Source organism: Streptomyces sp. NBC_00178 (assembly GCF_036206005.1).
GTDB lineage: Bacteria > Actinomycetota > Actinomycetes > Streptomycetales > Streptomycetaceae > Streptomyces.
This window is the reverse complement of sequence record NZ_CP108143.1, coordinates 1,411,620-1,438,169: the sequence shown is the minus strand read 5'-3', so window position 1 is coordinate 1,438,169 and position 26,550 is coordinate 1,411,620. Positions and strand designations below refer to the sequence as shown.

The window sequence follows — 26,550 nt, the reverse complement described above, 5'->3', positions numbered from 1 at the left end:
CGGGTCAGGCGCCGCGGAACTCCATCAGCGCCACCGGCTGCGAGGTCGGCTCGTCCGAACCGCCCGCCGGCTCAACCGTGATGCCCATGCCCGAGGCCCGGTCCACCGGGCCGTCCAGCAGGACGGTCTCGTCGGTCGCCGCCGGATTCATCAGACCTGCCGAACGCATGGTGCCGCCGTCGTTGAACCAGAGCTGGTACACCTTGCCCCCGGGCGGCCGGGTCAGGTGCGACGCCAGGAACACCGCACGGTTCACGCTCTTGGAGACCACCACCGTGCCCCGCGCGCCGTCCGCCAGGTCCGAGACACTGGTCGAGGCGTCCGGCGCGGTCAGCACCTGGGCCACCTGCTCGTTGTGCTGCTGCGCCCGCGCGGCCTCCTGCCGCGCGTCCTGCGCCACCTGGTTCTGCCACACGGCGACCCCGCCGAACGCGGCAGCGGCGGCGACACAGGCGGCCAGCGCGTACGTCGTCCACCGGCCGGCCCGCCCGGTGGGAGACCCCGCACGCGCACCACGGCCCTGCGAGGGCGCCTCCTGGCGTACGGTCGTGATCTCCCGCAGCACGCGCTCCTTCAGCGGGGGCGGCGGCACCGCGGACACCGCGAGCCCGAGGCGGGCGGCGGTGGCGGTGAACTCGCGTACCTCCTGGCTGCACGCCTCGCAGGCCCCCAGGTGGCGTTCGAACGCGACGCGCTCGTCGTCCGGCAGCGCGTGCAGGGCATAGGCCCCGGTCAGCGTGTGCAGCTCGGCGATGCTCATGCGTTCACCCCCAGGCAGTCGCGCAGCCGGATGAGCCCGTCGCGCAGCCGTGTCTTGATGGTTCCCAGTGGTACGGCCAGCAGTTCGCCCACCTCGCGATACGTCAGCCCCTGGTAGTAGGCCAGCGTCACGGACTGCCGCTGGAGCTCGGAGAGCGTCCGCAGACAGCGCCGCACCTGCTCCCGTTCGAGCCGGCTCTCGACCTGTTCGGACACCTCGTCGAACTCGGGCGTACGGTCGAGCAGCGCCGCCTTGTGCTCCCGCGCGGCCGTCGCCTCGGCGGAGCGCACGCGGTCCACGGCCCGGTGGTGCGCCAGCGTCAGCACCCAGTTCATGGCGCTTCCGCGGGACGGCTGGAAGCGCGGCGCGGTGCGCCAGACCTCGACGAGCACTTCCTGGGCCACCTCCTCCGACTGGGCCGGATCGCGGAGCACGCTCCGCACCAGGCCGAGTACCGGACCGCTGACCTGGTCGTACACCCGGGTGAAGGCGTCCTGGTCACCCCGTGCGACCTGGACGAGCAGCTCCTGGAGGTCGGGCCCTGGTGAGGGGATCCCGCTGATCTGTACTGCTTCTTTCACGCGGACGTTCCTCCCGGAGCACGCATCGGTTTCCTAGGTGATTCGGAGCCGGCGGCCATGCGGATTGGTGGGCGACCCGATATCCTCGCACGCCCTCTCCTCGAACACGCACGCGTCAGCGGGACGCCCGGCGTCCGCTCGCACGGAGGGCGCGTCCTCGGCCGGAGGTGCTCTCCTCACCCGGGCCGGAGAACGCGAGGAGCCCGGTCGCCGTCCTGGCGGCGACCGGGCTCCTCGGGTGCGGGCGTGCTACGCGGCGTTCTCCTGCTCGCGCTCCACCTGCTCGTTCCACTCGCGCTTGACCGCGCGCCAGGCGTCGTCGTTCTGGCCGAGCCGCCAGTACCCCGAGATCGACAGCCGCGGCAGGGGGATGCCGCGCTCCACGCGCAGATGGCGCCGGATCTCCTTCACGAAGCCCGCCTCGCCGTGCACGAAGGCCTGCACCTCGCCCTCGGGGAAGTCCAGCCCGGCCACCGCCGCGACCAGACCCTCGCCGACCGGACGTACGCCGCGGTGCAGCCAGGTCAGCGAGACGCCGTCGGGAGCATCGAGCTTCTGCTCCTCCGACGCGTCCGCGACCTCGACGAAGGCGTGGCCGCGCGCGCCCGCCGGCATCTGCTCCAGCGCGGCGGCGATCGCCGGCAGGGCGCTCTCGTCGCCCACCAGCAGGTGCCAGTCCGCCGAGGCCTCGGGGACGTAACCGCCCCCGGGGCCGAGGAAGGTCACCAGGTCGCCGGGCCGGGCCCGCGCGGCCCAGGGGCCGGCGAGGCCCTCGTCGCCGTGCACCACGAAGTCGACGGCGAGTTCGCGGGCCGAGGGGTCCCAGGAACGCACGGTGTACGTCCTGGTGGTGGGCCACAGCTCGCGGGGGTACTCCTCACGGATCGCGGCCACGTCGAAGGGGTGGGCGTAGTCGGCGCCCTCGGGCGCGAAACACAGCTTGATGTAGTGGTCGGTGAAGCCCGCGAGGGCGAAACCGTCCAGCCCGTCGCCGCCGAGGACCACGCGCACCATGTGCGGGGTGATCCGCTCGGTGCGCAGGACCTGAGCCCCCTGCGCTGTCGGTGTCCGGCGTTGCGGCCGCTCTGCCACGAGGTTCTCCCTGCGTCTGGACATGCCTGAGGTCCGATGGACTTAGGTTTACCTAAGCTACACCCTCATGCCTGGAGCGTGAGCAGGAGGCGCTGCAACGAGCCGCCCAGGCCCCAGCGGTTCGCGAGGTCCTCCAGTGCGGCGGGGTCGCGGGGCTCGCGGGGAAGGGCCGCGTCGAACTCCGGCAGGGGTACGTCGCCCGCGACACGGACGACCTTCGGCGCGACCGCCACGTAGTCCCGGGCCTCGTCCAGCCGCTTGCGCTGGGACGGCGTCAGCCGGGAGGCGGGGTCGTCCACCGCGGCCATGATCCCGGCCAGGTCGCCATAGGCGTCCAGCAGCTTGGCCGCCGTCTTCTCGCCGATACCGGGCACCCCCGGCAGGCCGTCGCTCGGGTCGCCGCGGAGCAGGGCCAGATCGACGTAACCCGGGCCGTCCACGCCGTACTTGCCGCGCAGCCACTCCTCGTCCGTCACCTGGAGCGTCCCCACGCCCTTCAGCGGGTAGAGGACCCGCACCCCGCGGGCGTCGTCGACCAGCTGGTACAGGTCGCGGTCCCCGGTCACGATGTCCACGGGGCCGGCGGCCCGTCCGGCCAGGGTGCCGATCACGTCGTCCGCCTCGTACGGGGAGACGCCGACGCGGGCGATGCCGAGAGCGTCCAGGACGGCCTCGATCACCGGGACCTGCGGGGAGAGGGTGTCGGGGACCTCCTCCTCGTCCGGCACTCCCTCGGAGGTCTCCGCGGCCACCCGGTGGGCCTTGTAGGTCGGGATCAGGTCGACCCGCCACTGCGGGCGCCAGTCCGCGTCCATGCAGGCGACCAGGTCGTCGGGCCGGTGGTCCTGCACCAGCCGGGCGATGAAGTCCAGCAGGCCGCGCACGGCGTTCACCGGAGTGCCGTCCGGTGCGCGCACCGAGTCCGGGACGCCGAAATAGGCGCGGAAGTACAGGGAGGCGGTGTCGAGGAGCATCAGGCGTCGCGTCACACCCCGATGATGCCGCACCCCACCGACAGGGCCGGGCGCGGCAGGCGGGTGAGCCCCGGGCGGGGGCCGGCCCGCGGGCGCGCGGTTCCCGGATCGGCCGACGGTTCGAGTGAGCTGGATCACACACGTGTTTGGGTCGCGTAAGTGCGGGCAGGCGCGGCACCGGAGCGGACCACGTCCATTTCTCGACGAACGGCTCGTGCTCTGCGGACCGAATCCGCACCGCTCCACGGTCTGCCGACGGGGGTGGCAGACCGTTTCGGTTCAACGCGTGAGGTGTATGTGTCAAGGCTGCAAGCAGAGCACTTGTACAAGGTGTTCGGCAGACGACCCGATCAAGCCGTGCAGAAGCTCGAGAACGGTGCCCACCGCGACGAGTTGCGCGCCGACGGAACGACCGCAGCGGTGATCGACGCCTCGTTCACCGTGGAGCCGGGACACATCTTCGTCGTCATGGGGCTCTCCGGATCCGGGAAGTCCACGCTCCTGCGGATGCTGAACGGCCTCCTGGAGCCGACGGCCGGCCGCGTGCTGTTCGACGGACAGGACCTCACCGCCCTGAGCCCCCGCGAGCTGCGCGGCGTACGGTCCAACAAGATCAGCATGGTCTTCCAGCACTTCGCGCTCTTCCCCCACCGCAGCGTCCTCGAGAACGCCGCGTACGGCCTGGAGGTCCAGGGTGTGCCGCGCGCCGAACGTGAGGAGCGGGCCGCCCAGGCACTGGAGCTGACCGGCCTCGCGGGCTGGGAGAAGTCCTGGCCGGACGAGCTCTCCGGCGGCATGCAGCAGCGCGTGGGCCTGGCCCGCGCGCTCGCCACCGACGCCGACCTGCTGCTGATGGACGAGTCCTTCAGCGCGCTCGACCCGCTGATCCGCCGCGACATGCAGGACCAGCTCCTGGAGCTGCAGAAGCGGCTGAAGAAGACCATCGTCTTCATCACCCACGACCTCAACGAGGCCATGCGCCTCGGCGACCGCATCGCCGTGATGCGCGACGGCGAGATCGTCCAGCAGGGCACCGCCGAGGACATCCTCGTACGGCCCGCGAACGACTACGTGGCCTCCTTCATCCAGGACGTGGACCGCTCACGGGTGCTCACCGCCGGTTCGATCATGGAGATGCCCGGAGCGGGCGTCTCCCACGCGGAGGTGCTGGCCGAGGCGCCCGCGACCGTCACGTCGCAGACGCCCGTCGCGGAGCTGTTCGCCCCCTGCTCGACCAGCGGTGCGGACGTCGCCGTCACCGACGAGGACGGCGGCGTCATAGGCGTCGTCCCGCGCGAGCGGCTGCTGGCCGCGCTCGGCGAGGAACCGAGGGTCGAGGCGCAGGCCGGTACCCAGGTGCCCGCCGCCCGGGCCGAGGCCACTGAGGAGAAGGTGATCGCCGGTGCCTAGGATCTCCTTCGGTTCATGGGTCGAGGACGCGGTCGACTGGCTCCAGTCGAACCTCACCTGGATCTTCGACGCGATCAAGGCCGTGCTCGGCGGCATGTACGACGGCGTCAACGCCGTGCTGAGCGGCGGCGAACCGCTGCTCATGGCCGCCATCTTCGCCGTCATCGCCTTCTGGCTGCGCGGTGCGGTCCCCGCCGTCCTCACCTTCGCGGGCTTCGTGCTCATCGACTCCCTCGCCCTCTGGGACGAGGCGATGGCCACCCTCTCGCTGGTCGTCGTAGCCGCCGTCATCACCATCGTGATCGCGGTGCCCACCGGCATCTGGGCCGCCCGCAACAGCAGGGTCAGCGCCGCGCTGCGCCCGGTGCTCGACGTCATGCAGACGATGCCCGCCTTCGTCTACCTGATCCCCGGCGTCATGTTCTTCGGCGTGGGCGTCACCCCCGGTGTCATCGCCACGATCGTCTTCGCGATGCCGCCCGGTGTCCGGATGACCGAGCTCGGCATCCGCCAGGTCGACGGCGAACTGGTCGAGGCCGCCGAGGCCTTCGGCACCACGCCCAACCACACCCTCACCCGGGTGCAGCTGCCGCTCGCCCTGCCGACGATCATGGCCGGGATCAACCAGGTCATCATGCTGGCCCTGTCGATGGTCGTCATCGGCGGCATGGCCGGCGCCGGCGGCCTCGGCGAGAAGGTCTACGCGGCGATCACCCAGCTCCAGGTCGGCCTCGCCGCCGAGAGCGGCATCGCGGTCGTCATCCTCGCCATGTACCTGGACCGGATGACCGGCGCGCTCAACGAGCGGGTCTCCCCGCTCGGCCGCCGCGCCGCGGCCAAGGCCGCCGCCGGTGCGCGGCGGCTGAGGTTCGCGCACTACAAGCCGGGTACCGCCGTCGCGATGACCGGTGTCGTGGTCCTCGCGCTCGTCGCGGGCGGCCTCAACATCGCCGGTTCCGGCGACTCGAAGGGCGCTCAGGCCGGTGGCGCGGACGTCGGCAAGGGCCAGAAGATCAACATGGGCTACATCCCCTGGGACGAGGGCATCGCCTCCACCTTCCTGTGGAAGGAGATCCTGGAACAGCGCGGCTTCGAGACCGGGATGACCCAGCTCGACGCCGGGCCGCTCTACTCCGGTGTCGCCCGCGGCGACGTCGACTTCCAGACGGACTCCTGGCTGCCGACCACGCACAAGGACTACTGGGACAAGTACAGCGACCAGCTGGACGACCTCGGTTCCTGGTACGGGCCGACGTCGCTGGAGCTGTCCGTTCCCTCGTACGTCAAGGGCATCGACTCGCTCGACGACCTCAAGGGCCAGGGCAAGAAGTTCGACGGCAAGATCATCGGGATCGAGTCGAGTGCCGGGATGATGGGCACCCTGAACAAGAAGGTGCTCAAGGAGTACGGCCTCGAAGGTGAGTACAAGGTCGTCTCCTCCAGCACCTCCTCGATGCTCGCCGAGCTGAACCGGTCGATCAAGAAGAAGGAGCCGGTCGTGGTGACCCTGTGGTCGCCGCACTGGGCCTACGGCAAGCACGACCTGAAGAAGCTCAAGGACCCGAAGGGCGCCTGGGGCAAGGGCGAGCAGATCCACACCGTCGCGCACAAGGGCTTCGCGAAGAAGTCGCCCACCGTCGCCAAGTGGCTCAAGGACTTCAAGCTCACCGAGAAGCAGCTCACGAGTCTCGAGAACGAGATCCAGAACGCCGGTCAAGGCCAGGAGCAGGACGGCGTCCGCGCCTGGCTGAAGAAGAACCCCGGCCTCGTCGACAAGCTCGCACCGGTCCCGGGCGGCGGCACGCAGCAGGGCAAGGACGCGGGCAAGACCGTCGACATGGGGTACTTCCCGTGGGACGAGGCCATCGCCACCACCTACCTGTGGCAGAACATGCTGGAGGACCGGGGCTACAGGACCACGGTCAAGCAGCTCGACCCGGGCCCGCTGTACACGGGCCTCGCGCAGGGCCAGCTGGACGTCCAGTTCGACTCCTGGCTGCCGACGACGCACAAGGACTACTGGGACCGGTACAAGGACGACCTGACGGACCTCGGTTCCTGGTACGGGCCGACGTCGCTGGAGCTGTCCGTTCCCTCGTACGTCAAGGGCATCGACTCGCTCGACGACCTCAAGGGCCAGGGCAAGAAGTTCGACGGCAAGATCATCGGGATCGAGTCGAGTGCCGGGATGATGGGCACCCTGAACAAGAAGGTGCTCAAGGAGTACGGCCTCGAAGGTGAGTACAAGGTCGTCTCCTCCAGCACCTCCTCGATGCTCGCCGAGCTGAACCGGTCGATCAAGAAGAAGGAGCCGGTCGTGGTGACCCTGTGGTCGCCGCACTGGGCCTACGGCAAGCACGACCTGAAGAAGCTCAAGGACCCGAAGGGCGCCTGGGGCAAGGGCGAGCAGATCCACACGGTCGCCAAGAAGGACTTCGCGAAGGACTTCCCGGAGCTGACCGGCTGGCTGAAGGACTTCAAGCTCGGCGAGGCGCAGCTGGCCTCGCTCGAGGTGGAGCTCCAGAAGGGCGGCGCCGGCAAGGAGAAGGAGTCCGCCCGCCGCTGGATGGACGCCAACCCGGACGTCGTGGCGAAGCTGGCACCCGTCAGCTGACCCTCCCGGTACAGGGCATGTGATGACGAAGGGGACGGCCCGGGTAGCGAACCCGGGCCGTCCCCTTCAGGCTGGTCGGAGGGAGTCCCCGAAGGTTTCCCGTCCGTCCGGGTTGGCCGGCTTCCCCTCCGTCGTGCGAACGACATGCGTAGGGTGCTGGCAACCGGGAGGATGGTGGACCGGGGAGGGAGCCGGACATGGACGACAAGGAAGCCCTTCGAGTGGGTGCCGCGGTTCGCCGACGCCGCAGGACCCTCGGACTCACCCTGGCCGCGGTGGCCGGGCGCAGCGGCCTGTCCGTGCCGTTCCTCAGCCAGATCGAGAACGAGCGCGCCAGACCGAGCCCGCGGTCGCTGGACCGGGTGGCGGAGGCGCTGGAGACGACGACCGAGCGGCTGAGGGCTGCGGCGGACTCGGCGCGCGCCGTGGAGGTCGTGCGGGCGGACGACGAGGACGGTGTGCGGCGCCTGGTGCACGGCCGCCATCAGCTCAGCGCCCTGGAGTTCACCGGCGAACACGACCTGGGCCGCGAGTTCCAGCACCGGAACGACGAGGTGATGTACGTCGTGGAGGGCGCCGTCGAGGTCGAGGCGGAGGGCAGGGCGCACCGGCTCGGCCGGGGCGACAGCCTCTTCCTCTCGGGCGGGGTCCGCCACCGCTGGCGGGCGGCCGGCCCCGGAACCCGGCTGCTGGTCGTCTCCGTCGCCGAGCACATCGACGCGACGTACGACGCGCGGCGCTGACGGGGCGGGCATGCGTGTCGTCTCGCTCGTCCCGTCGCTCACCGAGGCGGTGGCCGTCACCGCCCCCGGGCTGCTCGTCGGCGTCACCGACTGGTGCACGCACCCCGCCGGACTGGCCGCCGCGCGGATCGGGGGCACGAAGAACCCCGACATCGCGGCCGTCGCCGCCCTGCGTCCCGACCTCGTCATCGCGAACGAGGAGGAGAACCGGCCTGCCGACCTGGACGCCCTCCGGGCGGCGGGCCGGAACGTCCTGGTCACCGAGGTCCGCACCCTGGAGCAGGCCTTCGCCGAGCTGGGACGGGTCCTCGCGGCGTGCGCCCTGCCGGAGCCCGGCTGGCTGGGCGAAGCCCGGGCGGCCTGGGCCGCCCTGCCTCCCGCCCTCGTCGCCCGCCCCGCGATCGTCCCGGTCTGGCGGAAGCCCTGGATGGTGCTGGGCCGGGACACCTTCGCGGGGGACCTGCTGGCCCGCCTGGGGGTGCGGAACGTGTACGCCGGTCACGCCGAGCGCTACCCCCGCGTCCCGCAGGACGAGCTGAACGCCTCCGGGGCCGAGCTGGTCGTGCTCCCCGACGAGCCCTACCGCTTCACCGCCGCGGACGGGCCCGAGGCCTTCCCCGGCCTCCGGGCCGTACTCGTCGACGGACGGCACCTCACGTGGTACGGACCGTCACTGACCGAGGCGGCCGGGGCGCTGCGAGCAGCGCTCCGCTGAGCAGTCCGCCCAGGGTGCGCGCACCGGCGTAGGCCCAGGCCGTGACCAGGAGCAGGTAGAGCGCCACGGCCAGCCAGGTGAAGCCGGTCAGCCCGGTGTGCCGGGCCAGCCCCGCGGCGCCGGTGACGCAGGTGCCGACCGGGAAGGTGAACCCCCACCACGTCATCGTGAACCCCATCCCGCGGCGCATCGCCCGGACGACCATCGCGCCGGACAGGGCGAGCCACAGCAGGGCGAAGCCCATCACCGGGACCCCGTACAGCACCGCGAACGCGCCGAAGGCGGGGGCGTACGGCGCCCCGATCGCCCGGGGCGCCACGTCGGCGAGCTGGTTGACGGCGGTCGTGGACTGTCCCAGGGGCCCGAGCACGAGGAGGAGCGTCGGGGTCAGCGCGAGCGGCAGCGGGCCCTCGTGGACCAGCCGCGCGAAGACCAGCGGCAGGACCACCAGGGTCGCCAGCAGCGACAGCCCGAACATCGCGTAGCAGGCCAGCAGCAGCGCCTCCCGTCCCTGGCCGGGCGGCAGTTCGGGCACCAGCAGGGGGCCGGTCGCGGCCGAGACCATGGGCGCCACCAGCGGCAGCAGCCACACCGGCGACGCACTGCCCGGCCGCGGACGGTGGCGTACAACCATCAGGTACGGGATGACGACGGCGCCCGCCAGGCCCACGGCCGTGCCCGCGGTGAACAGCACGGCGTCCACGGCGACGGCGGCCGTGTGCCCGACGGCGTCCCGCCCCACGGAGAGGGTCCCGGCGCCGACGGCGAGCAGCGCCATGGGCATGCAGCCGTGGAAGGGTGCCACCGCGGGGTCCAGGAGGTGCTCCCGCGCCCGGTCCCGGTGGTGGACCCAGTGGCCCGCGCGGGCCGCGAGCACCGCGACGAGCAGCGCCGCGGATACGGCCCACACCGCGACGCAGAGGCCGCGCAGCCCCGGCACGTGGACGGGCAGCGCCGCCCCGGCCGTGGCGACGATCGCCGTGCCCATGACCGTCGCGTACCAGTTCGGGCCCAGGTGCCGCAGGGAGGGGAGCCGCCGGGAGGTCGTGCCGGGGCTCGCGCCGACGACGCTGTCGGGCGGGGTGTGCGGCGCCTGGGTCCGCGGATCGATGGCCATGCCACCATGTTCGGCGGGCGGGCCACGGGTCACCAGGGAGTCCGGACCTATGAGGTCATAAGCTGTATTTATGTCCCCCTCGGTCCCTCCCGCCGGCGCCCCGGTGCCTCCCGCCCACTGCCCTCCCACGCCCGGAGCCGGTGCCGCACCCGGGCTGTGGCACCGGGTGCCCGACCTGGGCGCCATGGTCCTGCTGCTCGCGGTCGCCCGGCACGGCAGCCTCGGCGGCGCCGCGCGTGCGGTGGGGATCACCCAGCCCGCGGCGTCGAGCCGCATCCGGTCCATGGAACGACAGCTCGGCGTCGCCCTTCTGGACCGCTCGCCGCGCGGCTCGCGGCTGACCGACGCCGGAGCCCTCGTCACCGACTGGGCGCGCCGGGTCGTCGATGCGGCGGAGGCCTTCGACGCGGGCGCGCAGGCGCTGCGCGACCGGCGGGACTCCCGGCTGCGGGTCGCCGCCAGCATGACCATCGCCGAATACCTGATGCCCGGGTGGCTGATCGCGCTGCGGGCCGGGCGGCCCGAAACGGCCGTGTCCCTCCTCGCCGGGAACTCCGCCGCCGTGGCGCAGCGACTGCTCGCGGGGGAGGCCGACCTCGGCTTCGTCGAAGGCCTGTCCGTACCCGAAGGGCTCGACGGGACCGTCATCGCGCACGACCGCCTCGTCGTGGTGGTCGCCCCGCCGCATCCCTGGGCCCGCCGGCGCACCCAGCTGACTCCCCGGGAGCTCGCCGCGACCCCGCTGATCCTGCGTGAACCCGGTTCGGGGACCCGGCAGGTGCTGGACGCGGCGCTCGCCGTGCACGGCGGTCTCGCGCGGCCCCTGCTGGAGCTCTCCTCCACCACGGCCGTCAAGGGGGCCGCCGAGAGCGGGGCCGGCCCCTGTGTACTGAGCGAACTCGCGCTCGACGAGGAACTGGCGGCCAGGCGCCTGGTCGAGATCCCCGTCGCGGGGGTGCGCCTGCGCCGGCAACTGCGCGCGGTCTGGCCCGCCGGGCACCGGCCCACCGGCCCGGCCCGGGACCTGCTCTCCCTGACCGCCCACCCCTCGGGGCCCGCGCGCGGCTGAACCTGCGCGGGGCGGGGACACACCGACCGTCGCTGCCGCGCGGTCGTGTCAGGCCCGCTCCGCCAAGGACAGCGCCGCTCCCGAGGCCGCGCGGGCCGCCTCCACCAGGGCCCGCATGATCCGCAGGTCGTCGCCCATCTCCGGGTGCCACTGCACGCCCAGCACCCACTGGTCGCCCGGCAGCTCGACCGCCTCCACCGTGCCGTCCGCCGCGTGGGCGCAGACCACCAGGCCCGGCGCGAGACGTTCGACGGCTTGGTGGTGGTACGTCGGCACGGAGGCCTCCTCGGGGACCAGCGAGGCGTACAGCGTCCCGGGCACCGGGGTCACCGTGTGCTCGCCGAGGACCCCCGCCTTGCCGAACGGGCCCGCGTGGCCGTCCAGATGCTGGGTCAGCGTGCCGCCCAATGCCACGTTCAGCAGCTGCATGCCCCGGCAGATGCCCAGCACCGGAGTGCCCGCGGCCCTCGCCGCGCGCAGCAGGGCGACCTCCCAGGAGTCCCGCTCGTGCGCGGGCGGGCCCGTCCGGAAGTCGCGTTCGGCGCCGTACAGCCCGGGGTCGACGTCCGCACCGCCCGCGATGACCAGTCCGTCCAGACGGGCCACGACGTCCGCGGCACGCTCCGGGGCGTCCGGCGGCAGCAGCGCGGCCAGGCCGCCGGAGCGCTGCACCAGCCTCGGATACGCGGAGGGGAGCACCGCCGCCGGTAGTTCCCAGACGCCCCAGCGAGCCGCCGGCTCCAGATAGGTCGTCACGCCGATCAGCGGTTCGTGCATGGTGCGGTCCCTCCGGTGGCCGGTCTGCGGGCCGGCCCGGTGCAATGGTGTCGCGACACACCTTTGTTCGTGGCGGGCCGCCGCGCAAGAGCGGTGATCCGGAAGAGCGGGATCAAGCCAGGAAACCCCTGAGCAGCGCGGCCGTCCCGGCGCAGTGCTCGCGCGTCACGGCGCGGGCCGCCTCCTCGTCGCCGTCGAGCACCGCCTCGACGAGGGCCGTGTGCTGGGCCTGCGAGTGCTCCAGGTTCCGCACGAGCAGGGGTATGCAGTCCAGCAGGTCGTTGACGGTCGCCCGGACCGCCGCGTACCGGGCGGCGAGTGACGGGGAACCCGAGAGCTCGGCCAGCGTCAGATGGAAGAGGGTGTCGATCCTGCGGTAGTCGGGCAGAGGTGCCTCGTGTGTCGCCGCCAGAGCCGTGCGCAGCCGGTCCGCCCCCGCGTCGTCGAGCCCGCGCGACGCGCACAGCTCGGCCGCGCCCGCCTCCAGCACCTCGCGGAAGAGCAGCACGTCCTCGATGTCGGTGCCGGCCACCCTGCGGCGCAGCTCGCCCCCGTCGCCCCCGGCCCGGGGGAGCACGAACGTGCCGCCGTACCGACCGCGTCTGGCCTCCAGCAGCCCCTGGTCCTGGAGCACCTTCAGTACCTCGCGCAGGGTGACGCGGCTGACGCCGAGCAGGCCGGCCAATTCACGCTCGGAGGGCAGCCGGCCGCCCGCGGGGACCAGGCCGAGCCGGACCACCTGGAGTATCCGCTCCAGAGCCTCCTCGAAGCCGTTGCCCGCCCGCACCGGTCTCAGCGCGGGCAGCAGCCGCTCGGACGGCTCCGCTTCCCCGGTCTCCTCCGCCACGTCACGATCCCCTTCCCCCCAATGGTTTTCTCCCATACCTTAAGCCTTCCGGCTGACCGAACGAGGAGTATCCCGTGGCAGACCGAACACCCCCGCTCCAGGTCGAGGAGCTCCGCCGGCTCGTCGCGAGCGGTGAGATCGACACCGTCGTCCTCGCCTTCCCCGATATGCAGGGCAGACTGCAGGGGAAGCGGTTCGCGGCGACGTTCTTCCTGGACGAGGTGCTCGAACACGGCACGGAGGGCTGCAACTACCTGCTCGCCGTCGACACGGACATGAACACCGTCGACGGCTTCGCGATGTCCTCCTGGGCCGACGGCTACGGCGACTTCGCGATGCGCCCCGACCTCGCCACCCTGCGCCGCGTCCCCTGGCACGACGGCACGGCGCTGGTCCTGGCCGATCTGTCCTGGGAGGACGGGACGCCCGTCGTCGCCGCGCCCCGCCAGATCCTCCGGCGGCAGCTGGAACGGCTCGCCGCGCACGGACTCACCGCCCACGTCGGCACCGAGCTCGAGTTCATCGTCTTCAAGGACACCTACGAGGAGGCGTGGGACCGCGACTACCGCGGCCTCACACCGGCCAACCAGTACAACATCGACTACTCCGTCCTCGGCACCGGCCGCATCGAGCCGCTGCTGCGCCGCATCCGCAACGAGATGGCCGCCGCCGGACTCACCGTCGAGTCCGCGAAGGGCGAGTGCAACCCCGGCCAGCACGAGATCGTCTTCCGCTACGACGAAGCCCTCGTCACCTGCGACCAGCACGCCGTCTACAAGACCGGCTCCAAGGAGATCGCCGCGCAGGAGGGCGTCTCGCTCACCTTCATGGCCAAGTTCAACGAGCGCGAGGGCAACTCCTGCCACATCCACCTCTCGCTCCAGGACACCGGCGGACACAGCGTCATGGCGGGCGGCGACGGGACGATGTCCCCCCTGATGCGGCACTTCCTCGCGGGCCAGCTCGCGGCCCTGCGTGACTTCTCCCTGCTGTACGCGCCGAACATCAACTCCTACAAGCGGTTCCAGCCCGGCTCCTTCGCCCCGACCGCCGTCGCCTGGGGCCACGACAACCGCACCTGCGCCCTGCGTGTCGTCGGCCACGGCCGCTCCCTGCGCTTCGAGAACCGGCTGCCCGGCGGCGACGTCAACCCCTACCTCGCCGTCGCCGGACTCGTCGCGGCCGGACTCCACGGCATCGAGCACGCGCTCGAACTCCCCGAGGCCTGCGAGGGAAACGCCTACACCGCCGGATACGACCAGGTGCCCACCACGCTCCGCGAAGCCGCCGGCGTCTGGGAGACCAGCGAGATCGCGAGGGAGGCCTTCGGCGAGGAGACCGTCGCGCACTACCGCAACATGGCGCGCGTCGAGCTGGAGGCCTTCGACGCCGCGGTCACCGACTGGGAACTCCGCCGCTCCTTCGAACGCCTGTGAGGAAACCCTTGATCCACGAGCACCGCGTCCTCGACCCCGCGACCGAGCAACTCGTCGCCACCGTCCCCGCCACCACCGCCGCCGAGGTCGACACGGCCGTCACGCGCGCCGCCGCCGCCCAGCGGACCTGGGCCGCACTGGCTCCCGCCGACCGGGCGCGGCTGCTGCGCCGCTTCGCCGTGCTCGTCGACGAGCACGGCGAACAACTGGCCCGGCTGGAGGTCACCGAGGCCGGCCACACCCTGGGCAACGCCCGCTGGGAGGCCGCGAACGTCCGGGACCTGCTGGACTACGCAGCCGGGGGAGTGGAGCGCCTGACCGGACGCCAGATCCCCGTGCCGGGCGGGATCGACCTCACCTTCCTCGAACCGCTCGGTGTCGTCGGCGTGATCGCCCCGTGGAACTTCCCGATGCCGATCGCCGCGTGGGGCGCCGCCCCCGCCCTCGCGGCCGGCAACGCCGTACTCCTCAAACCGGCCGAGACCACTCCGCTCACCGCGCTGCACCTGGCCCGGCTGGCACTCGACGCGGGACTGCCCGAGCACCTCTTCCAGGTGCTCCCCGGCGCCGGGGACGTGGCGGGCAACGCCCTGGTCGAACACCCCGGTGTCGCCAAGATCGTCTTCACCGGATCGGCCCGAGTCGGCAGGCAGGTCATGGCCCGGTGCGCGGACCGGGTGAAACGGGTGACGCTCGAACTCGGCGGCAAGAGCCCCAACATCGTCTTCGCCGACGCCGACATCGAGGCCGCCGCGGCCTCCGCGCCCATGTCCTTCCTGGACAACGCCGGCCAGGACTGCTGCGCACGCTCCCGCATCCTGGTCCAGCGCTCCGTCCACGACCGCTTCCTCGAACTCCTCCTGCCCGCGGTCGCCGCGGTGGTCGTCGGGGACCCCACGGACGAGAAGACCCAGATGGGCCCGCTGATCTCCCGGACCCAGCTGGACCGCGTCCGCGCCCTCGTGCCCGAGGACGCCGACGGCATCCGGGGCAGCGCACCCACCGGCCCCGGATTCTGGTTCCCGCCCACCGTGCTCACCGGCGTCGCCCCCGACGCGCCCGTCGCCATGGAGGAGGTCTTCGGCCCGGTCGCCGTCGTGCTGCCCTTCGACGACGAGGCCGACGCCGTCCGGCTGGCCAACGCCACCGAGTACGGCCTCGCCGGCTCCGTCTGGACCCGCGACGTGGGCCGGGCGGTGCGGGTCTCCCGGGCGGTCCGCGCCGGCAACCTGTCCGTCAACTCCCACTCCGCCGTCCGCTACTGGACCCCCTTCGGCGGCTACGAACAGTCCGGACTCGGCCGTGAACTGGGGCCCGACGCCCTCGCGGCCTTCACCGAAACCAAGAACGTCTTCATCGGCACGGAGGCCTGAACAGCCATGAGCACCGACACCGGGAACATCTGCCGCCGTCTCACCGGCCGCACCGCCGTCATCACCGGGGCGGGCAGCGGCATCGGCCTCGCCACCGCGCACCGGCTCGCCTCGGAAGGAGCCCACGTCGTGTGCGGCGACATCGACGAGAGCGCGGGCAGGGCCGTGGCCGAGGACGTCGGAGGCACCTTCGTCAAGGTCGACGTGACCGACCCCGGCCAGGTCGAGGCGCTCTTCGCGGCGGCGCACGACACCTACGGCTCCGTCGACATCGCCTTCAACAACGCCGGCATCTCACCGCCCGACGACGACTCGATCCTCACGACCGGACTGGAGGCCTGGAAGCGGGTCCAGGACGTCAACCTCACCTCCGTCTACCTCTGCTGCAAGGCGGCTCTCCCGTACATGCGGCGCCAGGGCCGCGGCTCCATCATCAACACGGCGTCCTTCGTGGCCCGGATGGGCGCCGCCACCTCCCAGATCTCGTACACCGCGTCCAAGGGCGGCGTCCTCGCCCTGTCCCGCGAACTCGGGGTGCAGTTCGCCCGCGAGGGGATCCGGGTCAACGCCCTGTGCCCCGGCCCGGTCAACACACCCCTGCTCCAGGAACTGTTCGCCACCGACCCGGAGCGGGCGGCGCGCCGGCTCGTGCACATCCCCGTCGGCCGGTTCGCCGAGGCGACGGAGATCGCGGCCGCCGTCGCCTTCCTGGCGAGCGACGACTCCTCGTTCGTCAACGCCAGCGACTTCCTCGTCGACGGCGGGATCTCGGGGGCCTACGTCACCCCGCTGTAGCGGTCCCGGGGCCGTCCGGACACCCGGACCGGGCGGCCCCGCCCCGGCGGAAGCGGTTCAGAGGAACGTCAGGCCCTCGCCGCGGTAGGTCGGCACGGTCGCGGTGATCCGGTCTCCCTCGATCAGCCGCAACTCGTCGAAGCGCTCGCACAGTTCACCGGCCTTGGCGTGCCGGAACCACACCTTGTCGCCGATCAGCAGATCGTCTGCGGGGGCGCCGAGCAGGGGCGTCTGCACCTCTCCGGCGCCTTCCTGCGGGTCGTAGCGCAGCCCCTCGGGCAGATACGGCACCGGCAGCCGGTCCGGGCCCGGCGCGCCGGACGCCGGGTAGCCGCCGCCGAGCACGGTCACCACGCCGACCCCCGGCCGCCGCACCACCGGCAGGGCGAAGAGGGCGGCCGGACGGCCCGTGAACGACGTGTAGTTGTCGAACAGCCGGGGCACGTAGAGGCCGGACCCGGCGGCGATCTCGGTCACCGCCGCCTCGGCCGCGGTGTGCTGCACGCTCCCGGTGCCGCCGCCGTTCACGAACTCCAGGTCCGGCGCCACCGCCCGGACCGCCCGCACGACCTCCGCGCGCCGGGCCGCCAGCTCCTTACGGGCCGCCGCCTGCATCAGCCTCACGGCACGCGAGCGCAGGGGACTGCCGGCCACCGAGTCGCCGACACCGGCCACATGGCCCTCGTACGCCATCAGACCCACCAGCCGGAAACCGGGCCTGCGCGCCACCGAGCGCGCCAGATCCGCCAGCTGGGCGGGGGAGCGGAGCGGGGAGCGCAGCGCGCCGATCCTGACGCGGCCGCCGAGCAGCCGGAGCGACGTGTCCAGTTCCAGGCAGACCCGGATCTCCTCGGTCCCCCCGGCCCGCGCCGCGTCGATCAGTTCCAGCTGCGCCTGGTCGTCGACCATCACCGTCACGGCGGCCGCGAGCTTGGGGTCCGCCGCGAGCTGGGCGTAGGCGGCCCGGTCGGCCGACGGATAGGCCAGCAGCACGTCGTCGAACCCCGCCCGGGCCAGCCACAGCGACTCGGCCAGGGTGAACGACATGACGCCGGCGAACCCCGGACGCGCCAGCACCCGCTCCAGCAGCGCGCGGCAGCGCACCGACTTGCTCGCCACCCGGACGGGCTTCCCGCCTGCCCGGCGCACGAGGTCGTCGGCGTTGGCGTCGAAGGCCTCCAGGTCGACGACGGCCAGCGGCGCGTCGAGAGGGGCGGTGGCCCGGTCGTAGCGGCCCCGGTCAGCGGTGCGGACAGTCATGGCCGCAGCTTGCCAGACCGCCGTACCAGTGGGTAGGGGATGTTCGGTACAGATCCCCCGGAGCCCCCTTCCCGTGCCCACCGGGGGCCGTCCACCCCGTAGAGTGACCGCACGCGACGGACGGACGGGCCCGTGCCCGACGATGGTCCGTGCGGTACGGGGACGCGGACCAGGGGGACGGATGAGTACCGAAGCGCAGCGCGCTCCCGTGCCGCCCCGCCCCTCCTCCCCGCCCGCCGTACCGGGCCCGCCGCCCCCGCGCACCGAACCCGCACCGCCCCGGACGCCCGCGGAGACGACACAGCCCGGCCCGTGGCCGGAGCCCGGCCCCGCGGAGACCACCACCCGTCTGCGGGCCGTGCCGCCCGTACCCGTGAACCCGCCCGCCACCCGGCGCCGTCCCGTCGGCGCGGTGGACCTCACCCCGCGCCCCGGTGCCGCCCCGCCCCCGCCCGGGGCCCCCTACGCCTACGCGGAGACACCCGCCGAGACCACCACGCGACTGCGTCCCGTCAGGGCGGGAAGCCCGGTCAGGACCGCCCTCGCCGCGGTCTGCGCGGTCCTCGGCCTCGGCCTCATCGGCGGCGCCGCAACGGGGAGCTGGCTCATCGGGGACTCCGCGGCGGAGTCCGGCGCCGACGACGCGTACGCGGCGAGCCGCTCCGCCTGGCACAGCGTGCCCGTCGACACCCTCTTCCCGCGCACCCTCAAGGGCGACGGCGCCGGGCCCGGGGCCACCGACCGGGTCTGGACCCGCGTCGGCGTCGCCCGCGACGCCGGATGTGCGACGGGACTCGACCCGCTGCTGCTCAGGACCCTCGGTCCGGTCGGCTGCGAGCGCCTGCTGCGCGCGACCTACACGGACGCCACCCGCAGCAGCGTCACGACCGTCGGCCTGGTCTTCACCGAGGGCGACGCGGCGTCGATGAGCGCGCTGGGCACACGGTTCGACACGCAGAAGCTCGGCGACCGGGCCGACCTCATGCCCCGCACCTACCCCGTACCCGGCACCGTCGCCGAGGACTTCGGGGACCGGCAACGCGCCAGCTGGACGGTCCACGTCCTGACCGAGGTGCCCGTTGTGGTGTTCGCGGTCTCCGGCTTCGCCGACGGCCGTACCGTCGCCGAGCCGCAGCCCGCCGCCGGAGCCATGGCGGCCGGTGCCGCCACGGTCCCCGCCCAGGCCGGGCTCGGGCACGAGGCGAAGGGCGTCGCCGACCGGATCGAGCGTGCCCTGCGCAGGACCGTGGCCGTGCTCACGGAGAAGCCGCGGTGACCCGCCCCCGCCGGGCGCTCGTCGCGGCGGCCACGGCCGCCGCCTTCGCGGTCCTGCCCGCCGTGCCCGCCCGGGCGGACGCGATCCGTGACCAGCAGTGGGGCCTTCAGGCCCTGCACACCGACCGGGCCTGGCAGACCACCAAGGGGGAGGGGATCACCGTCGCCGTCCTGGACACCGGGGTCGACGACCAGCACCCCGACCTCGCCGGGCAGGTGCTGCCGGGCAAGGACTTCATAGGCTTCGGGGCCGGTCGGGGCGACCGCTCGTGGGCCCTGCACGGCACGGCGATGGCGGGCATCATCGCGGGCCGCGGGAACGGTCCCGGGCGGGGTGACGGCGTCCTCGGCGTCGCGCCCGGCGCGAAGATCCTGCCGGTCCGGGTGATCCTCGAATCCAACGACCCCTCGCGCGCCAAGGCCCGCGAGTCACGCGGCACCGCCCTCGCGGAGGGCATCCGCTGGGCCACGGACCACGGCGCCGACGTCATCAACCTCTCCCTCGGCGACGACAGCAAGTCCGCCCACCCCGAGCCGGGCGAGGACGCCGCCGTGCAGTACGCCCTGGGCAAGGGCGTGGCCGTCGTCGCGTCCGCGGGCAACAGCGGCGAGAAGGGCGACAGGGTCTCCTACCCCGCCGCCTACCCGGGTGTGATCGCCGCCGCCGCCGTCGACGAGTACGGCACGCACGCCGCCTTCTCGACCCGCCGCTGGTACGCCACCGTCAGCGCCCCGGGCGTCGACATCGTCGTCGCCAACCCCGACCGGCACTACTACATCGAGTGGGGCACCTCGGCCGCCTCGGCCTTCGTCTCCGGCGCCGTCGCGCTCGTGCGCGCCGCCCACCCGGGCCTGACGCCCGCCCAGATCAAGACCCTGCTCGCGGACACCGCCCGCAACCCACCCACCGGCGGCCGCGACGACGCCCGCGGTCACGGCCTGGTCGACCCCGCCGCCGCGATCGAGGCCGGCGCGAAGATCCGCACCGAGGATCCGAGGGCGCGGTCCGCCGCGGCCGGCTACGGCAAGCGGTACTTCGGCACCGGTCCCGCCCCGGAGCGCCGCGACGAGGACCCGGCCGGCTGGCTCGCGCCCACGGCCGGCGGCCTCGGAGCCGTACTCCTCGCCCTGGCCGTCGTGCTCTGGCGGGGCAGGAACACCGCCGGCCGCCGGAACACGGCGTACGCGCCCGGCGCCGGCGCTTCCCGCTGACCGAGGGCGTGCCCGGCCCGGCGCTTCCCGCCGACCGAGGCGTGCCTGGTGACGCGGGACGCCCGAGGGTCCCGGGTCCCCGGGCGCGAGGCATGCCGTCGCGTGCACCTTCGCCCGCACCAGCCCGGTGGGCGCCGCCGAACCGGCCTGGCGGCGTCAGCCCGACGCCGCCACCGCTCCCATCACCCCGGCCGCCGCCTCGGCGGCGAACTCCACGACGGCGACACCCGCCTCCTTCGTCGTGTGTCCCCGCGACAGCACGGCCACCAGCAGGGTGCGACCGCCGCTCACCACCCGGCCGATGCTGTTGACGTCCCACAGTCCCGTCGTCGTGCGGGGCATCCAGCCGTTCTTCAGCGCCCAGCCCGTGCCCGCCGCGGAAACCCCCCACCCCTGGTCCGTCTCCACCTGCTCCATCAGCCCGGCCAGGTACGTCCGGGAGGCGGCCGACAGCTCCGAGTCCGCACCGAACACCGCCTGCAGCAGACGCACCTGATCGGCGGCGGTGGTCTGCGTCAGGCCCCACGCGTGGGCGGCGCTCGTCGTGGTCAGCCCCAGCCGCCCGTTGGCCGCGTCGAGACCCTCCCGACCACCGACCGCCTTGAGCAGCTCGGTGGCCGAGGTGTTGTCGCTGCGCCGGATCATGGCCTCCGCGTACGCCAGCTCCGCGCCGTTCAGCTTCCGCCCCTCGTCCTGCGCCCTCAGCAGGAGCGCCGCCAGGATGTCGACCTTGACGATGCTGGCGGTGTCGTACGCCCCGTCGCCGTACACGGCGCCCGCGCCGCTCCCCGTGTCCAGGACGGCCACCGACACGTCGGCACCGTCCGCAAGGGGCGCCAGCGCGCCGGCCAGCTCGGCGTCGAGATCCACCTGGGGCTCCTCGCTCCGGCCCGCCGCGGCCGACGGGCTCGCCGCGGAGGATACGGCGGCCGCGGCCGCCTGCGCGTCGTCCGGCGAACGACCCACCGGACGCACACCTCCCGCGGCGGAGCCGGCCGGCACCACGGTGGCTGCGGTGCCGAGGGAGGACGGCGAGGGCCCGCGGGCTCAGTGAGGGACGGCCCCGGGCAGCGCTCCTGGCGGCGGCCTGTGCCCGACCTGTCGCCGAGGTGGGGGAACGGACCCACTAGGCTCGTCCTGTGGCGCTCAAGAACATCCCGGACTCCGGTTTCTCCGACGACGACGGCACCGCCTCGCCCGCACTGACGGCGGCCCTCGCCGCCTGGGCCGAGGACCGGACGGCCGTCGGCCCCGTCCTCGCTGCCCTCCGCGACGCCCGGCTCCTCGTGCCGGTCGTCGCCGTGCTGGGCGAAGTGGAGGAGGACGGGAACGGGCTGCGCCGCGAGAAGACCAGCGACATGGCCGTGCCCACGCTGCAGGCCGGTGAGCGGCGCGCCCTGCCCGCCTTCACCTCCACCGCCTCGCTGGCTCTCTGGGACCCCGAGGCACGCCCCGTCGCCGTCCCCCTGCACCAGGCGTTGCAGGCCGCCGTGCACGAGAAGGCCGACACCGTGGTGCTCGACCTGGCGGGGCCGGTCGCCTTCGAGCTGACCGGTCCGGCCCTTCTGGCACTGGCCGAGAACCGGACCAGCACGGACCCGCTCGACGACCCCGCCGTGGTCGGCGCCGTGCGGGAGGCCGTCGCCGCCGAGCCCGCGGTGCTCCGCGCGCACCTGGGCCCCGGGCGGGCCGACGGCACCCTCGCGCTGGTCCTCGCGCCGGACGCGGTGGTGGCCCAGGCGGCGCGCCGCGTCGCCGACGCGTTGTCCGCGAGCGAGGTCCTGCGTGCCCGGCTGGTGCGCGGGCTCGATCTGGCGCTGCTGCCCGCGGGCGCCGAGGCCCCCGGCGAACCGCTGTTCACCCGCTGACGCACGCGAGCCCGCCGCCTGTCGGAACAGGCGGCGGGCTCGGGGTGACGTGCGAAGGGCGGGGTCGCCGGATCTAGCCGTAGACGGGGCCCGTGTACTTCTCGCCGGGGCCCTGGCCGGGCTCGTCCGGCACGAGGGACGCCTCACGGAAGGCGAGCTGGAGCGACTTCAGGCCGTCGCGCAGCGGCGACGCGTGGAAGGTGCTGATCTCGGTGGCACTCGCGTCGAGCAGCCCGCCCAGCGCGTGGACCAGCTTGCGGGCCTCGTCGAGGTCCTTGTGCTCCTCGCCCTCCTCGGTCAGGCCGAGCTTCACGGCCGCCGCGCTCATCAGATTGACCGCCACGGTCACGATCACCTCGACGGCGGGGACCTCCGCGATGTCGCGGGCCATGTCGTCGAAGCCGGGGTTGTCGGTGCTGGGGGAGGTCGTGTCGCTCATGCCCACACGATAAGGCCAGACCGCGCGAGCCCCTCCCGCGGGAGCCGCCGGGGGACGAATTAGCGCACGCGCGACCGGGCTGCTAGCCTTGGGTAACGACCGGCCGGACACCTATGTGCTCGGCCCACAAGTGGAGGCTCCGATCTCCCACCCGACCGTCCTCGCGGATGGCGGGTCACCGGTCTGGTGGCGACCATCGTTCCGTACGGACGATGGAGCTGCCCGATGCGCCCCGTGCCAGACGCGGCGGTGTTCCGGTATTTCCAGGAGCCCCGCCTGTGTCCCGTCCGGGGCTTCTCTGTTTTCCCGGCTCGGTTGGTCTCACAGAAGACGTTACGTGGCTGTCCGCCAGGCGGTCGCGTGGTGCTACCGAGGAGGATCCATCAGCGCCGAGCCCCGCATCAACGACCGGATTCGCGTTCCCGAGGTGCGACTTGTCGGTCCCAGCGGCGAGCAGGTCGGGATTGTTCCGCTTGCCAAGGCCCTGGAGCTCGCACAGGAGTACGACCTCGACCTGGTCGAGGTGGCGGCGACAGCCCGTCCCCCCGTGTGCAAGCTCATGGACTACGGGAAGTTCAAGTACGAGTCGGCCATGAAGGCCCGTGAGGCGCGCAAGAACCAGGCGCACACGGTCATCAAGGAGATGAAGCTCCGGCCGAAGATCGACCCGCACGACTACGACACCAAGAAGGGTCACGTCGTCCGGTTCCTCAAGCAGGGGGACAAGGTCAAGATCACGATCATGTTCCGCGGTCGTGAGCAGTCCCGTCCCGAGCTGGGCTTCCGACTGCTTCAGCGTCTCGCTTCGGACGTCGAGGACCTCGGCTTCATCGAGTCGAACCCGAAGCAGGACGGCCGGAACATGATCATGGTTCTGGGCCCGCACAAGAAGAAGACCGAAGCCATGGCCGAAGCCCGTGAGGCCCAGGCCGCCCGCAAGGCGGAGCGCCAGGGGGTCACCCCCGACGCCGAGTCCGAGGGCGACACCGCTGAGGCCCCGGCCGCAGCGGCCGAGGCTCCGGCCGAGACACCTTCCGAGGCGTGACCTCCGGGGGCCGCCATCCAGGCGCCCCCGTGTCCCTCGGGAACCACCCAAAGATCTGACGCCCCTGCATTCCGGTGCCCGCACCGCGAGGGGCGCCACTGACGAGGAGATAACGGCGCTATGCCGAAGAACAAGACGCACAGCGGTGCCAGCAAGCGCTTCAAGATCACCGGCTCCGGCAAGGTGCTCCGTGAGAAGGCCGGCAAGCGCCACCTGCTCGAGCACAAGTCGTCCAAGAAGACCCGCTCGCTGACCGGCACGGTCGTCGTGGCTCCGGCCGACGCCAAGAAGATCAAGAAGCTTCTCGGCAAGTGAGGCCGCGTCCTCCGGTTCTACCGGAGGCGCGCCCTCGATCCGACCGGGACCAATTCGTTTCCGGGCTTGGTGAGTCGACAACGTGATTCCCAGCCCCGCTGCAAGGAGTTAAAAGTGGCACGCGTCAAGCGGGCAGTAAACGCCCACAAGAAGCGCCGGGCGATCCTCGAGGCCGCCAAGGGTTACCGCGGTCAGCGTTCGCGCCTGTACCGCAAGGCCAAGGAGCAGGTCACCCACTCCCTGGTCTACAACTACAACGACCGCAAGAAGCGCAAGGGCGACTTCCGTCAGCTCTGGATCCAGCGCATCAACGCGGCCGCCCGCCAGAACGGCATGACGTACAACCGCCTCATCCAGGGTCTGAAGGCCGCCAACATCGAGGTGGACCGCAAGATCCTGGCCGAGCTCGCGGTCAACGACGCCAACGCGTTCGCCGCCCTCGTCGAGGTCGCCCAGAAGGCCCTCCCGAGCGACGTCAACGCCCCGAAGGCCGCCTGACCCAGGCAGCACTTCCGACGTTCCAGCGTTTCGAGCCGGACCCGCAGGCGTGTGCCGTCTGCGGGTCCGGTGCGTTCCACCACGTGTCGCGTACGCGGTCAGCCCTTCACGCGGCACCGTACGCAGAGAAGCCGAACCACGCAGAGAGGCTCGCCGCCGACCATGGGCACCCCCGAACTGATCTCCGCGCGATCGCCGCGAATCGCCGCCGCCCGACGGCTGGCCAGGCGCAACTTCCGCGGCAAGGAGCGCAGGTTCATCGCCGAGGGGCCGCAGGCCGTGCGGGAGGCGGCCGCGCACCGCGGCGGCGACGGCCGGCCCACGCTGACGGAGCTCTTCGCCACCGTCGAGGCGGCCGAGCGGTACGCCGACATCATCGGCGCCGCCCACGAGGCAGGTGCACGGGTGAGCCTCGCGGACGCCGACGTGCTCGCCGACGTCTCGCAGACCGTCACCCCGCAGGGCCTGATCGGCGTCTGCCACTTCCTGGACTCGCCCTTCGCGGACGTACTCGCCGCGAAGCCCACCCTGGTCGCCGTCCTCGCGAACGTCCGCGACCCCGGCAACGCGGGCACGGTCCTGCGCTGCGCCGACGCCGCCGGGGCGGACGCCGTCGTCCTCACCGACGCCTCCGTCGACCTCTACAACCCCAAGTCGGTACGGGCCTCCGTCGGCTCCCTCTTCCACCTCCCGGTGGCCGTCGGCGTCCCCGTGGAGCAGGCGGTCCAGGGCCTGAGGGACGCCGGAGTGCGCATCCTGGCGGCGGACGGCGCGGGCGACAGGGACCTCGACGACGAACTCGACGCCGGCACGATGGGCGGGCCCACCGCCTGGGTGTTCGGCAACGAGGCCTGGGGTCTGCCGGAGGAGACGCGCGCCTTGGCGGACGCGGTGGTCAGGGTGCCGATCCACGGCAAGGCCGAGAGCCTCAATCTCGCCACCGCCGCAGCGGTGTGCCTCTACGCATCCGCCCGCGCCCAGCGCCCGCGCCGCACCGCCTGAGAGCCCCGCCGGCCGGGACCCGGCCGCTCGATACCGGCCACGGACGCCGGTGCGCACCCGCAGGGTGTCGCTCGTCCGCCGACGCCTAGTAGGGTGACGAACTCGGGGGCCCACTGCACCGGTTCGAGAGGTGGGGTACGGGATATGGCTGTCGGCACGAGCGGGTCGCGAGCGGCGCACACGCCCCCCGCGCGCGCCCTGACCGACGGAGCCGGGCGGGACCCGGCCACCGGGAGCCCCGCCGTGGACATCGGTCCGGACGACCTGCCCGACGGCCTCGTCGTCGCCGACGGCGCCGGACGCGTCGTCTGCTTCAACGCGGCCGCCGCCCGGATCACCGCCACGCCCGCCGCCACCGCCATCGGCCTGCCGCTGGAGCAGGCCCTGCCCCTCGAGGACCTCAAGGGGCGCCGCTGGTGGACCCTCACCGATCCGTACGGCGGGCTCGCCACCCGCACCGGCCAGCCCGAGCAGAACCTGCTGCTGCCCGGTGGCCGCGAGGCCCTCGTCTCCGCCCGCTACGTGCGGGAGAGCCCCACCGGGCCCGTCCGCCGGCTCGTCGTCTCGCTGCGCGGCACCGAGGCCCGGCGCCGCACCGAGCTCAGCCACGCCGAACTGATCGCCACCGTCGCCCACGAACTGCGCTCCCCGCTCACCTCGGTCAAGGGCTTCACCGCGACCCTGCTGGCCAAGTGGGAGCGGTTCACCGACGACCAGAAGCGCCTCATGCTGGAGACCGTCGACGCGGACGCCAACCGCGTCACCCGGCTCATCGCCGAACTCCTCGACATCTCCCGGATCGACTCCGGGCGGCTGGAGCTGCGCCGACAGCCCGTGGACATCTCCGCGGCCGTCGAACGCCACATCCAGGCGCACACCGCGAACGGCCAGGCGCCCGGCCGCTTCCTCGTGCACACCCGCCGGCCGCTGCCCATGCTCTGGGCCGACCCCGACAAGGTCGACCAGGTCCTCGGCAACCTCCTCGAAAACGCGGTGCGCCACGGCGAGGGAACCGTCACCATTGAGATCGCCCCTGCGCCCGCACCGGCGAAGAGCGACGAGAGCGGAACGTCAGTCACCGTGAGCGACGAAGGACCCGGCATCCCCGAGGAGTCGATGGCCCGCGTCTTCACCCGGTTCTGGCGGGGGAGCAAACGGGGCGGGACCGGCCTCGGCCTGTACATCGTCAAGGGCATCGTCGAGGCGCACGGCGGCACGATCACCGTCGCCCGCGGCCCCGGCGGCGGAGCCGAGTTCCGATTTATCCTGCCCGTGAGCGCGCCGGCCTACCTGACCCAGGGGGCCTGAGCCGCCCACGGGCTCCGTCGCCGCC

26 protein-coding genes are annotated in these 26,550 nt (G+C 72.9%); 16 read left to right on the top strand and 10 right to left on the bottom strand.

The features are described 5' to 3' along the window. Nucleotides 1–4: 4 nt before the first annotated feature. The 4 genes from OHT61_RS06095 to OHT61_RS06080 all read right to left on the bottom strand — a co-directional run bounded on the left by OHT61_RS06095 (nt 5) and on the right by OHT61_RS06080 (nt 3,407). Nucleotides 5–760 carry an anti-sigma factor gene (locus tag OHT61_RS06095; protein ID WP_329035725.1) on the bottom strand — a complete coding sequence of 252 codons (756 nt, stop codon included), beginning with the start codon at nt 758–760 and terminating at the stop codon, nt 5–7. Next, nucleotides 757–1,341, bottom strand: a complete 585-nt coding sequence (locus tag OHT61_RS06090) for a sigma-70 family RNA polymerase sigma factor (RefSeq protein WP_329035724.1) — start codon at nt 1,339–1,341, stop codon at nt 757–759. The genes OHT61_RS06095 and OHT61_RS06090 overlap by 4 nt, the downstream gene beginning before the upstream one ends. A gap of 249 nt (nt 1,342–1,590) precedes the next feature. After that, on the bottom strand, nt 1,591–2,433 hold the full coding sequence (locus OHT61_RS06085; protein WP_329043114.1) for a siderophore-interacting protein: 843 nt from the start codon (nt 2,431–2,433) through the stop codon (nt 1,591–1,593). 65 nt (nt 2,434–2,498) lie between these two features. Next, nucleotides 2,499–3,407, bottom strand: a complete 909-nt coding sequence (locus tag OHT61_RS06080) for a 5'-3' exonuclease (RefSeq protein ID WP_329043113.1) — start codon at nt 3,405–3,407, stop codon at nt 2,499–2,501. A gap of 291 nt (nt 3,408–3,698) precedes the next feature. Here OHT61_RS06080 and OHT61_RS06075 point away from each other — a divergent pair, with 291 nt between their 5' ends. From OHT61_RS06075 to OHT61_RS06060, 4 genes are all read left to right on the top strand, one after another. Continuing rightward, complete coding sequence (locus OHT61_RS06075; RefSeq protein WP_329035722.1) at nt 3,699–4,817, top strand: quaternary amine ABC transporter ATP-binding protein; 1,119 nt, start codon at nt 3,699–3,701, stop codon at nt 4,815–4,817. Beyond that, nucleotides 4,810–7,431: an ABC transporter permease/substrate binding protein gene (locus OHT61_RS06070; protein ID WP_329035721.1), complete on the top strand. Its 2,622-nt coding sequence runs from the start codon at nt 4,810–4,812 to the stop codon at nt 7,429–7,431. The genes OHT61_RS06075 and OHT61_RS06070 overlap by 8 nt, the downstream gene beginning before the upstream one ends. 197 nt (nt 7,432–7,628) lie before the next feature. Further along, the gene (locus OHT61_RS06065) at nt 7,629–8,174 is read left to right on the top strand and encodes a helix-turn-helix domain-containing protein (protein ID WP_329035720.1); all 546 of its coding nucleotides are present in this window, start codon (nt 7,629–7,631) and stop codon (nt 8,172–8,174) included. Nucleotides 8,175–8,184: 10 nt separating this feature from the next. Next, nucleotides 8,185–8,889 (top strand): helical backbone metal receptor, encoded by a 705-nt coding sequence (locus OHT61_RS06060; RefSeq protein ID WP_329035719.1) that lies wholly within the window; start codon nt 8,185–8,187, stop codon nt 8,887–8,889. Here OHT61_RS06060 and OHT61_RS06055 read toward each other — a convergent pair. Then, nucleotides 8,828–10,006, bottom strand: a complete 1,179-nt coding sequence (locus tag OHT61_RS06055; protein ID WP_329035717.1) for a TDT family transporter — start codon at nt 10,004–10,006, stop codon at nt 8,828–8,830. The two genes, OHT61_RS06060 and OHT61_RS06055, sit on opposite strands and share 62 nt — an antisense overlap. 184 nt (nt 10,007–10,190) lie before the next feature. Between OHT61_RS06055 and OHT61_RS06050 the strand changes: the two genes are divergently transcribed. After that, complete coding sequence (locus OHT61_RS06050; RefSeq protein ID WP_329043112.1) at nt 10,191–11,075, top strand: LysR family transcriptional regulator; 885 nt, start codon at nt 10,191–10,193, stop codon at nt 11,073–11,075. Nucleotides 11,076–11,123: 48 nt separating this feature from the next. On the opposite strand, the gene OHT61_RS06045 is transcribed toward OHT61_RS06050, so the two are convergent. Continuing rightward, a complete protein-coding gene (locus tag OHT61_RS06045; protein WP_329035715.1) occupies nt 11,124–11,852 on the bottom strand; it encodes a gamma-glutamyl-gamma-aminobutyrate hydrolase family protein in 729 nt (242 codons plus the stop codon). Nucleotides 11,853–11,964: 112 nt separating this feature from the next. Further along, complete coding sequence (locus OHT61_RS06040) at nt 11,965–12,699, bottom strand: FadR/GntR family transcriptional regulator (RefSeq protein ID WP_443049366.1); 735 nt, start codon at nt 12,697–12,699, stop codon at nt 11,965–11,967. Nucleotides 12,700–12,773: 74 nt separating this feature from the next. Between OHT61_RS06040 and OHT61_RS06035 the strand changes: the two genes are divergently transcribed. From OHT61_RS06035 to OHT61_RS06025, 3 genes are read left to right on the top strand one after another with little or no spacing between them, the layout of a single operon-like run. Further along, nucleotides 12,774–14,135 carry a glutamine synthetase family protein gene (locus OHT61_RS06035; RefSeq protein WP_329035710.1) on the top strand — a complete coding sequence of 454 codons (1,362 nt, stop codon included), beginning with the start codon at nt 12,774–12,776 and terminating at the stop codon, nt 14,133–14,135. Between the two features lie 8 nt (nt 14,136–14,143). Beyond that, nucleotides 14,144–15,508 (top strand): aldehyde dehydrogenase family protein, encoded by a 1,365-nt coding sequence (locus OHT61_RS06030; RefSeq protein ID WP_329035709.1) that lies wholly within the window; start codon nt 14,144–14,146, stop codon nt 15,506–15,508. Between the two features lie 6 nt (nt 15,509–15,514). After that, complete coding sequence (locus tag OHT61_RS06025; protein WP_329035707.1) at nt 15,515–16,303, top strand: 3-oxoacyl-ACP reductase; 789 nt, start codon at nt 15,515–15,517, stop codon at nt 16,301–16,303. 57 nt (nt 16,304–16,360) lie between these two features. Here the strand turns inward: OHT61_RS06025 and OHT61_RS06020 are convergent, their stop codons facing one another. Beyond that, nucleotides 16,361–17,563 carry an amino acid deaminase/aldolase gene (locus tag OHT61_RS06020; protein ID WP_329035705.1) on the bottom strand — a complete coding sequence of 401 codons (1,203 nt, stop codon included), beginning with the start codon at nt 17,561–17,563 and terminating at the stop codon, nt 16,361–16,363. A gap of 412 nt (nt 17,564–17,975) precedes the next feature. On the opposite strand from OHT61_RS06020, the gene OHT61_RS06015 reads away from it, so the two are divergent. Together OHT61_RS06015 and mycP are read left to right on the top strand one after the other, a co-directional pair. Continuing rightward, a complete protein-coding gene (locus OHT61_RS06015) occupies nt 17,976–18,839 on the top strand; it encodes a hypothetical protein (protein WP_329043110.1) in 864 nt (287 codons plus the stop codon). Beyond that, nucleotides 18,836–20,050, top strand: coding sequence for a type VII secretion-associated serine protease mycosin (gene mycP / locus OHT61_RS06010; protein ID WP_329035704.1), 1,215 nt, complete (start codon nt 18,836–18,838; stop codon nt 20,048–20,050). The genes OHT61_RS06015 and mycP overlap by 4 nt, the downstream gene beginning before the upstream one ends. 156 nt (nt 20,051–20,206) lie before the next feature. Here the strand turns inward: mycP and OHT61_RS06005 are convergent, their stop codons facing one another. Continuing rightward, nucleotides 20,207–21,055, bottom strand: a complete 849-nt coding sequence (locus tag OHT61_RS06005) for a serine hydrolase (protein WP_443049365.1) — start codon at nt 21,053–21,055, stop codon at nt 20,207–20,209. 134 nt (nt 21,056–21,189) lie between these two features. Here OHT61_RS06005 and OHT61_RS06000 point away from each other — a divergent pair, with 134 nt between their 5' ends. Next, complete coding sequence (locus OHT61_RS06000; protein ID WP_329035700.1) at nt 21,190–21,918, top strand: SseB family protein; 729 nt, start codon at nt 21,190–21,192, stop codon at nt 21,916–21,918. Between the two features lie 73 nt (nt 21,919–21,991). On the opposite strand, the gene OHT61_RS05995 is transcribed toward OHT61_RS06000, so the two are convergent. Next, nucleotides 21,992–22,357: a DUF1844 domain-containing protein gene (locus tag OHT61_RS05995; protein WP_329035697.1), complete on the bottom strand. Its 366-nt coding sequence runs from the start codon at nt 22,355–22,357 to the stop codon at nt 21,992–21,994. A gap of 337 nt (nt 22,358–22,694) precedes the next feature. Here OHT61_RS05995 and infC point away from each other — a divergent pair, with 337 nt between their 5' ends. From infC to OHT61_RS05970, 5 genes are all read left to right on the top strand, one after another. Continuing rightward, nucleotides 22,695–23,402 carry a translation initiation factor IF-3 gene (gene infC, locus OHT61_RS05990; protein WP_329035694.1) on the top strand — a complete coding sequence of 236 codons (708 nt, stop codon included), beginning with the start codon at nt 22,695–22,697 and terminating at the stop codon, nt 23,400–23,402. 120 nt (nt 23,403–23,522) lie between these two features. Next, on the top strand, nt 23,523–23,717 hold the full coding sequence (gene rpmI, locus OHT61_RS05985; protein WP_030918579.1) for a 50S ribosomal protein L35: 195 nt from the start codon (nt 23,523–23,525) through the stop codon (nt 23,715–23,717). A 114-nt stretch (nt 23,718–23,831) separates the two neighbouring features. Beyond that, complete coding sequence (gene rplT / locus OHT61_RS05980; RefSeq protein WP_007457565.1) at nt 23,832–24,215, top strand: 50S ribosomal protein L20; 384 nt, start codon at nt 23,832–23,834, stop codon at nt 24,213–24,215. A gap of 162 nt (nt 24,216–24,377) precedes the next feature. Continuing rightward, nucleotides 24,378–25,217 (top strand): TrmH family RNA methyltransferase, encoded by an 840-nt coding sequence (locus OHT61_RS05975; RefSeq protein ID WP_329035692.1) that lies wholly within the window; start codon nt 24,378–24,380, stop codon nt 25,215–25,217. Between the two features lie 144 nt (nt 25,218–25,361). Then, complete coding sequence (locus OHT61_RS05970; RefSeq protein WP_329035690.1) at nt 25,362–26,525, top strand: sensor histidine kinase; 1,164 nt, start codon at nt 25,362–25,364, stop codon at nt 26,523–26,525. Nucleotides 26,526–26,550: the final 25 nt, after the last annotated feature.

Bases quoted from the DNA above. Each gene is read 5' to 3' on its own strand.
- OHT61_RS06095 (WP_329035725.1), bottom strand. From the start codon at position 760: ATGAGCATCGCCGAGCTGCACACGCTGACCGGGGCCTATGCCCTGCAC.
- OHT61_RS06080 (WP_329043113.1), bottom strand. From the start codon at position 3,407: ATGCTCCTCGACACCGCCTCCCTGTACTTCCGCGCCTATTTCGGCGTC.
- OHT61_RS06065 (WP_329035720.1), top strand. From the start codon at position 7,629: ATGGACGACAAGGAAGCCCTTCGAGTGGGTGCCGCGGTTCGCCGACGC.
- OHT61_RS06060 (WP_329035719.1), top strand. From the start codon at position 8,185: ATGCGTGTCGTCTCGCTCGTCCCGTCGCTCACCGAGGCGGTGGCCGTC.
- OHT61_RS06055 (WP_329035717.1), bottom strand. From the start codon at position 10,006: ATGGCCATCGATCCGCGGACCCAGGCGCCGCACACCCCGCCCGACAGC.
- OHT61_RS06050 (WP_329043112.1), top strand. From the start codon at position 10,191: ATGGTCCTGCTGCTCGCGGTCGCCCGGCACGGCAGCCTCGGCGGCGCC.
- OHT61_RS06045 (WP_329035715.1), bottom strand. From the start codon at position 11,852: ATGCACGAACCGCTGATCGGCGTGACGACCTATCTGGAGCCGGCGGCT.
- OHT61_RS06025 (WP_329035707.1), top strand. From the start codon at position 15,515: ATGAGCACCGACACCGGGAACATCTGCCGCCGTCTCACCGGCCGCACC.
- OHT61_RS06020 (WP_329035705.1), bottom strand. From the start codon at position 17,563: ATGACTGTCCGCACCGCTGACCGGGGCCGCTACGACCGGGCCACCGCC.
- OHT61_RS05995 (WP_329035697.1), bottom strand. From the start codon at position 22,357: ATGAGCGACACGACCTCCCCCAGCACCGACAACCCCGGCTTCGACGAC.
- rpmI (WP_030918579.1), top strand. From the start codon at position 23,523: ATGCCGAAGAACAAGACGCACAGCGGTGCCAGCAAGCGCTTCAAGATC.
- OHT61_RS05975 (WP_329035692.1), top strand. From the start codon at position 24,378: ATGGGCACCCCCGAACTGATCTCCGCGCGATCGCCGCGAATCGCCGCC.
- OHT61_RS05970 (WP_329035690.1), top strand. From the start codon at position 25,362: ATGGCTGTCGGCACGAGCGGGTCGCGAGCGGCGCACACGCCCCCCGCG.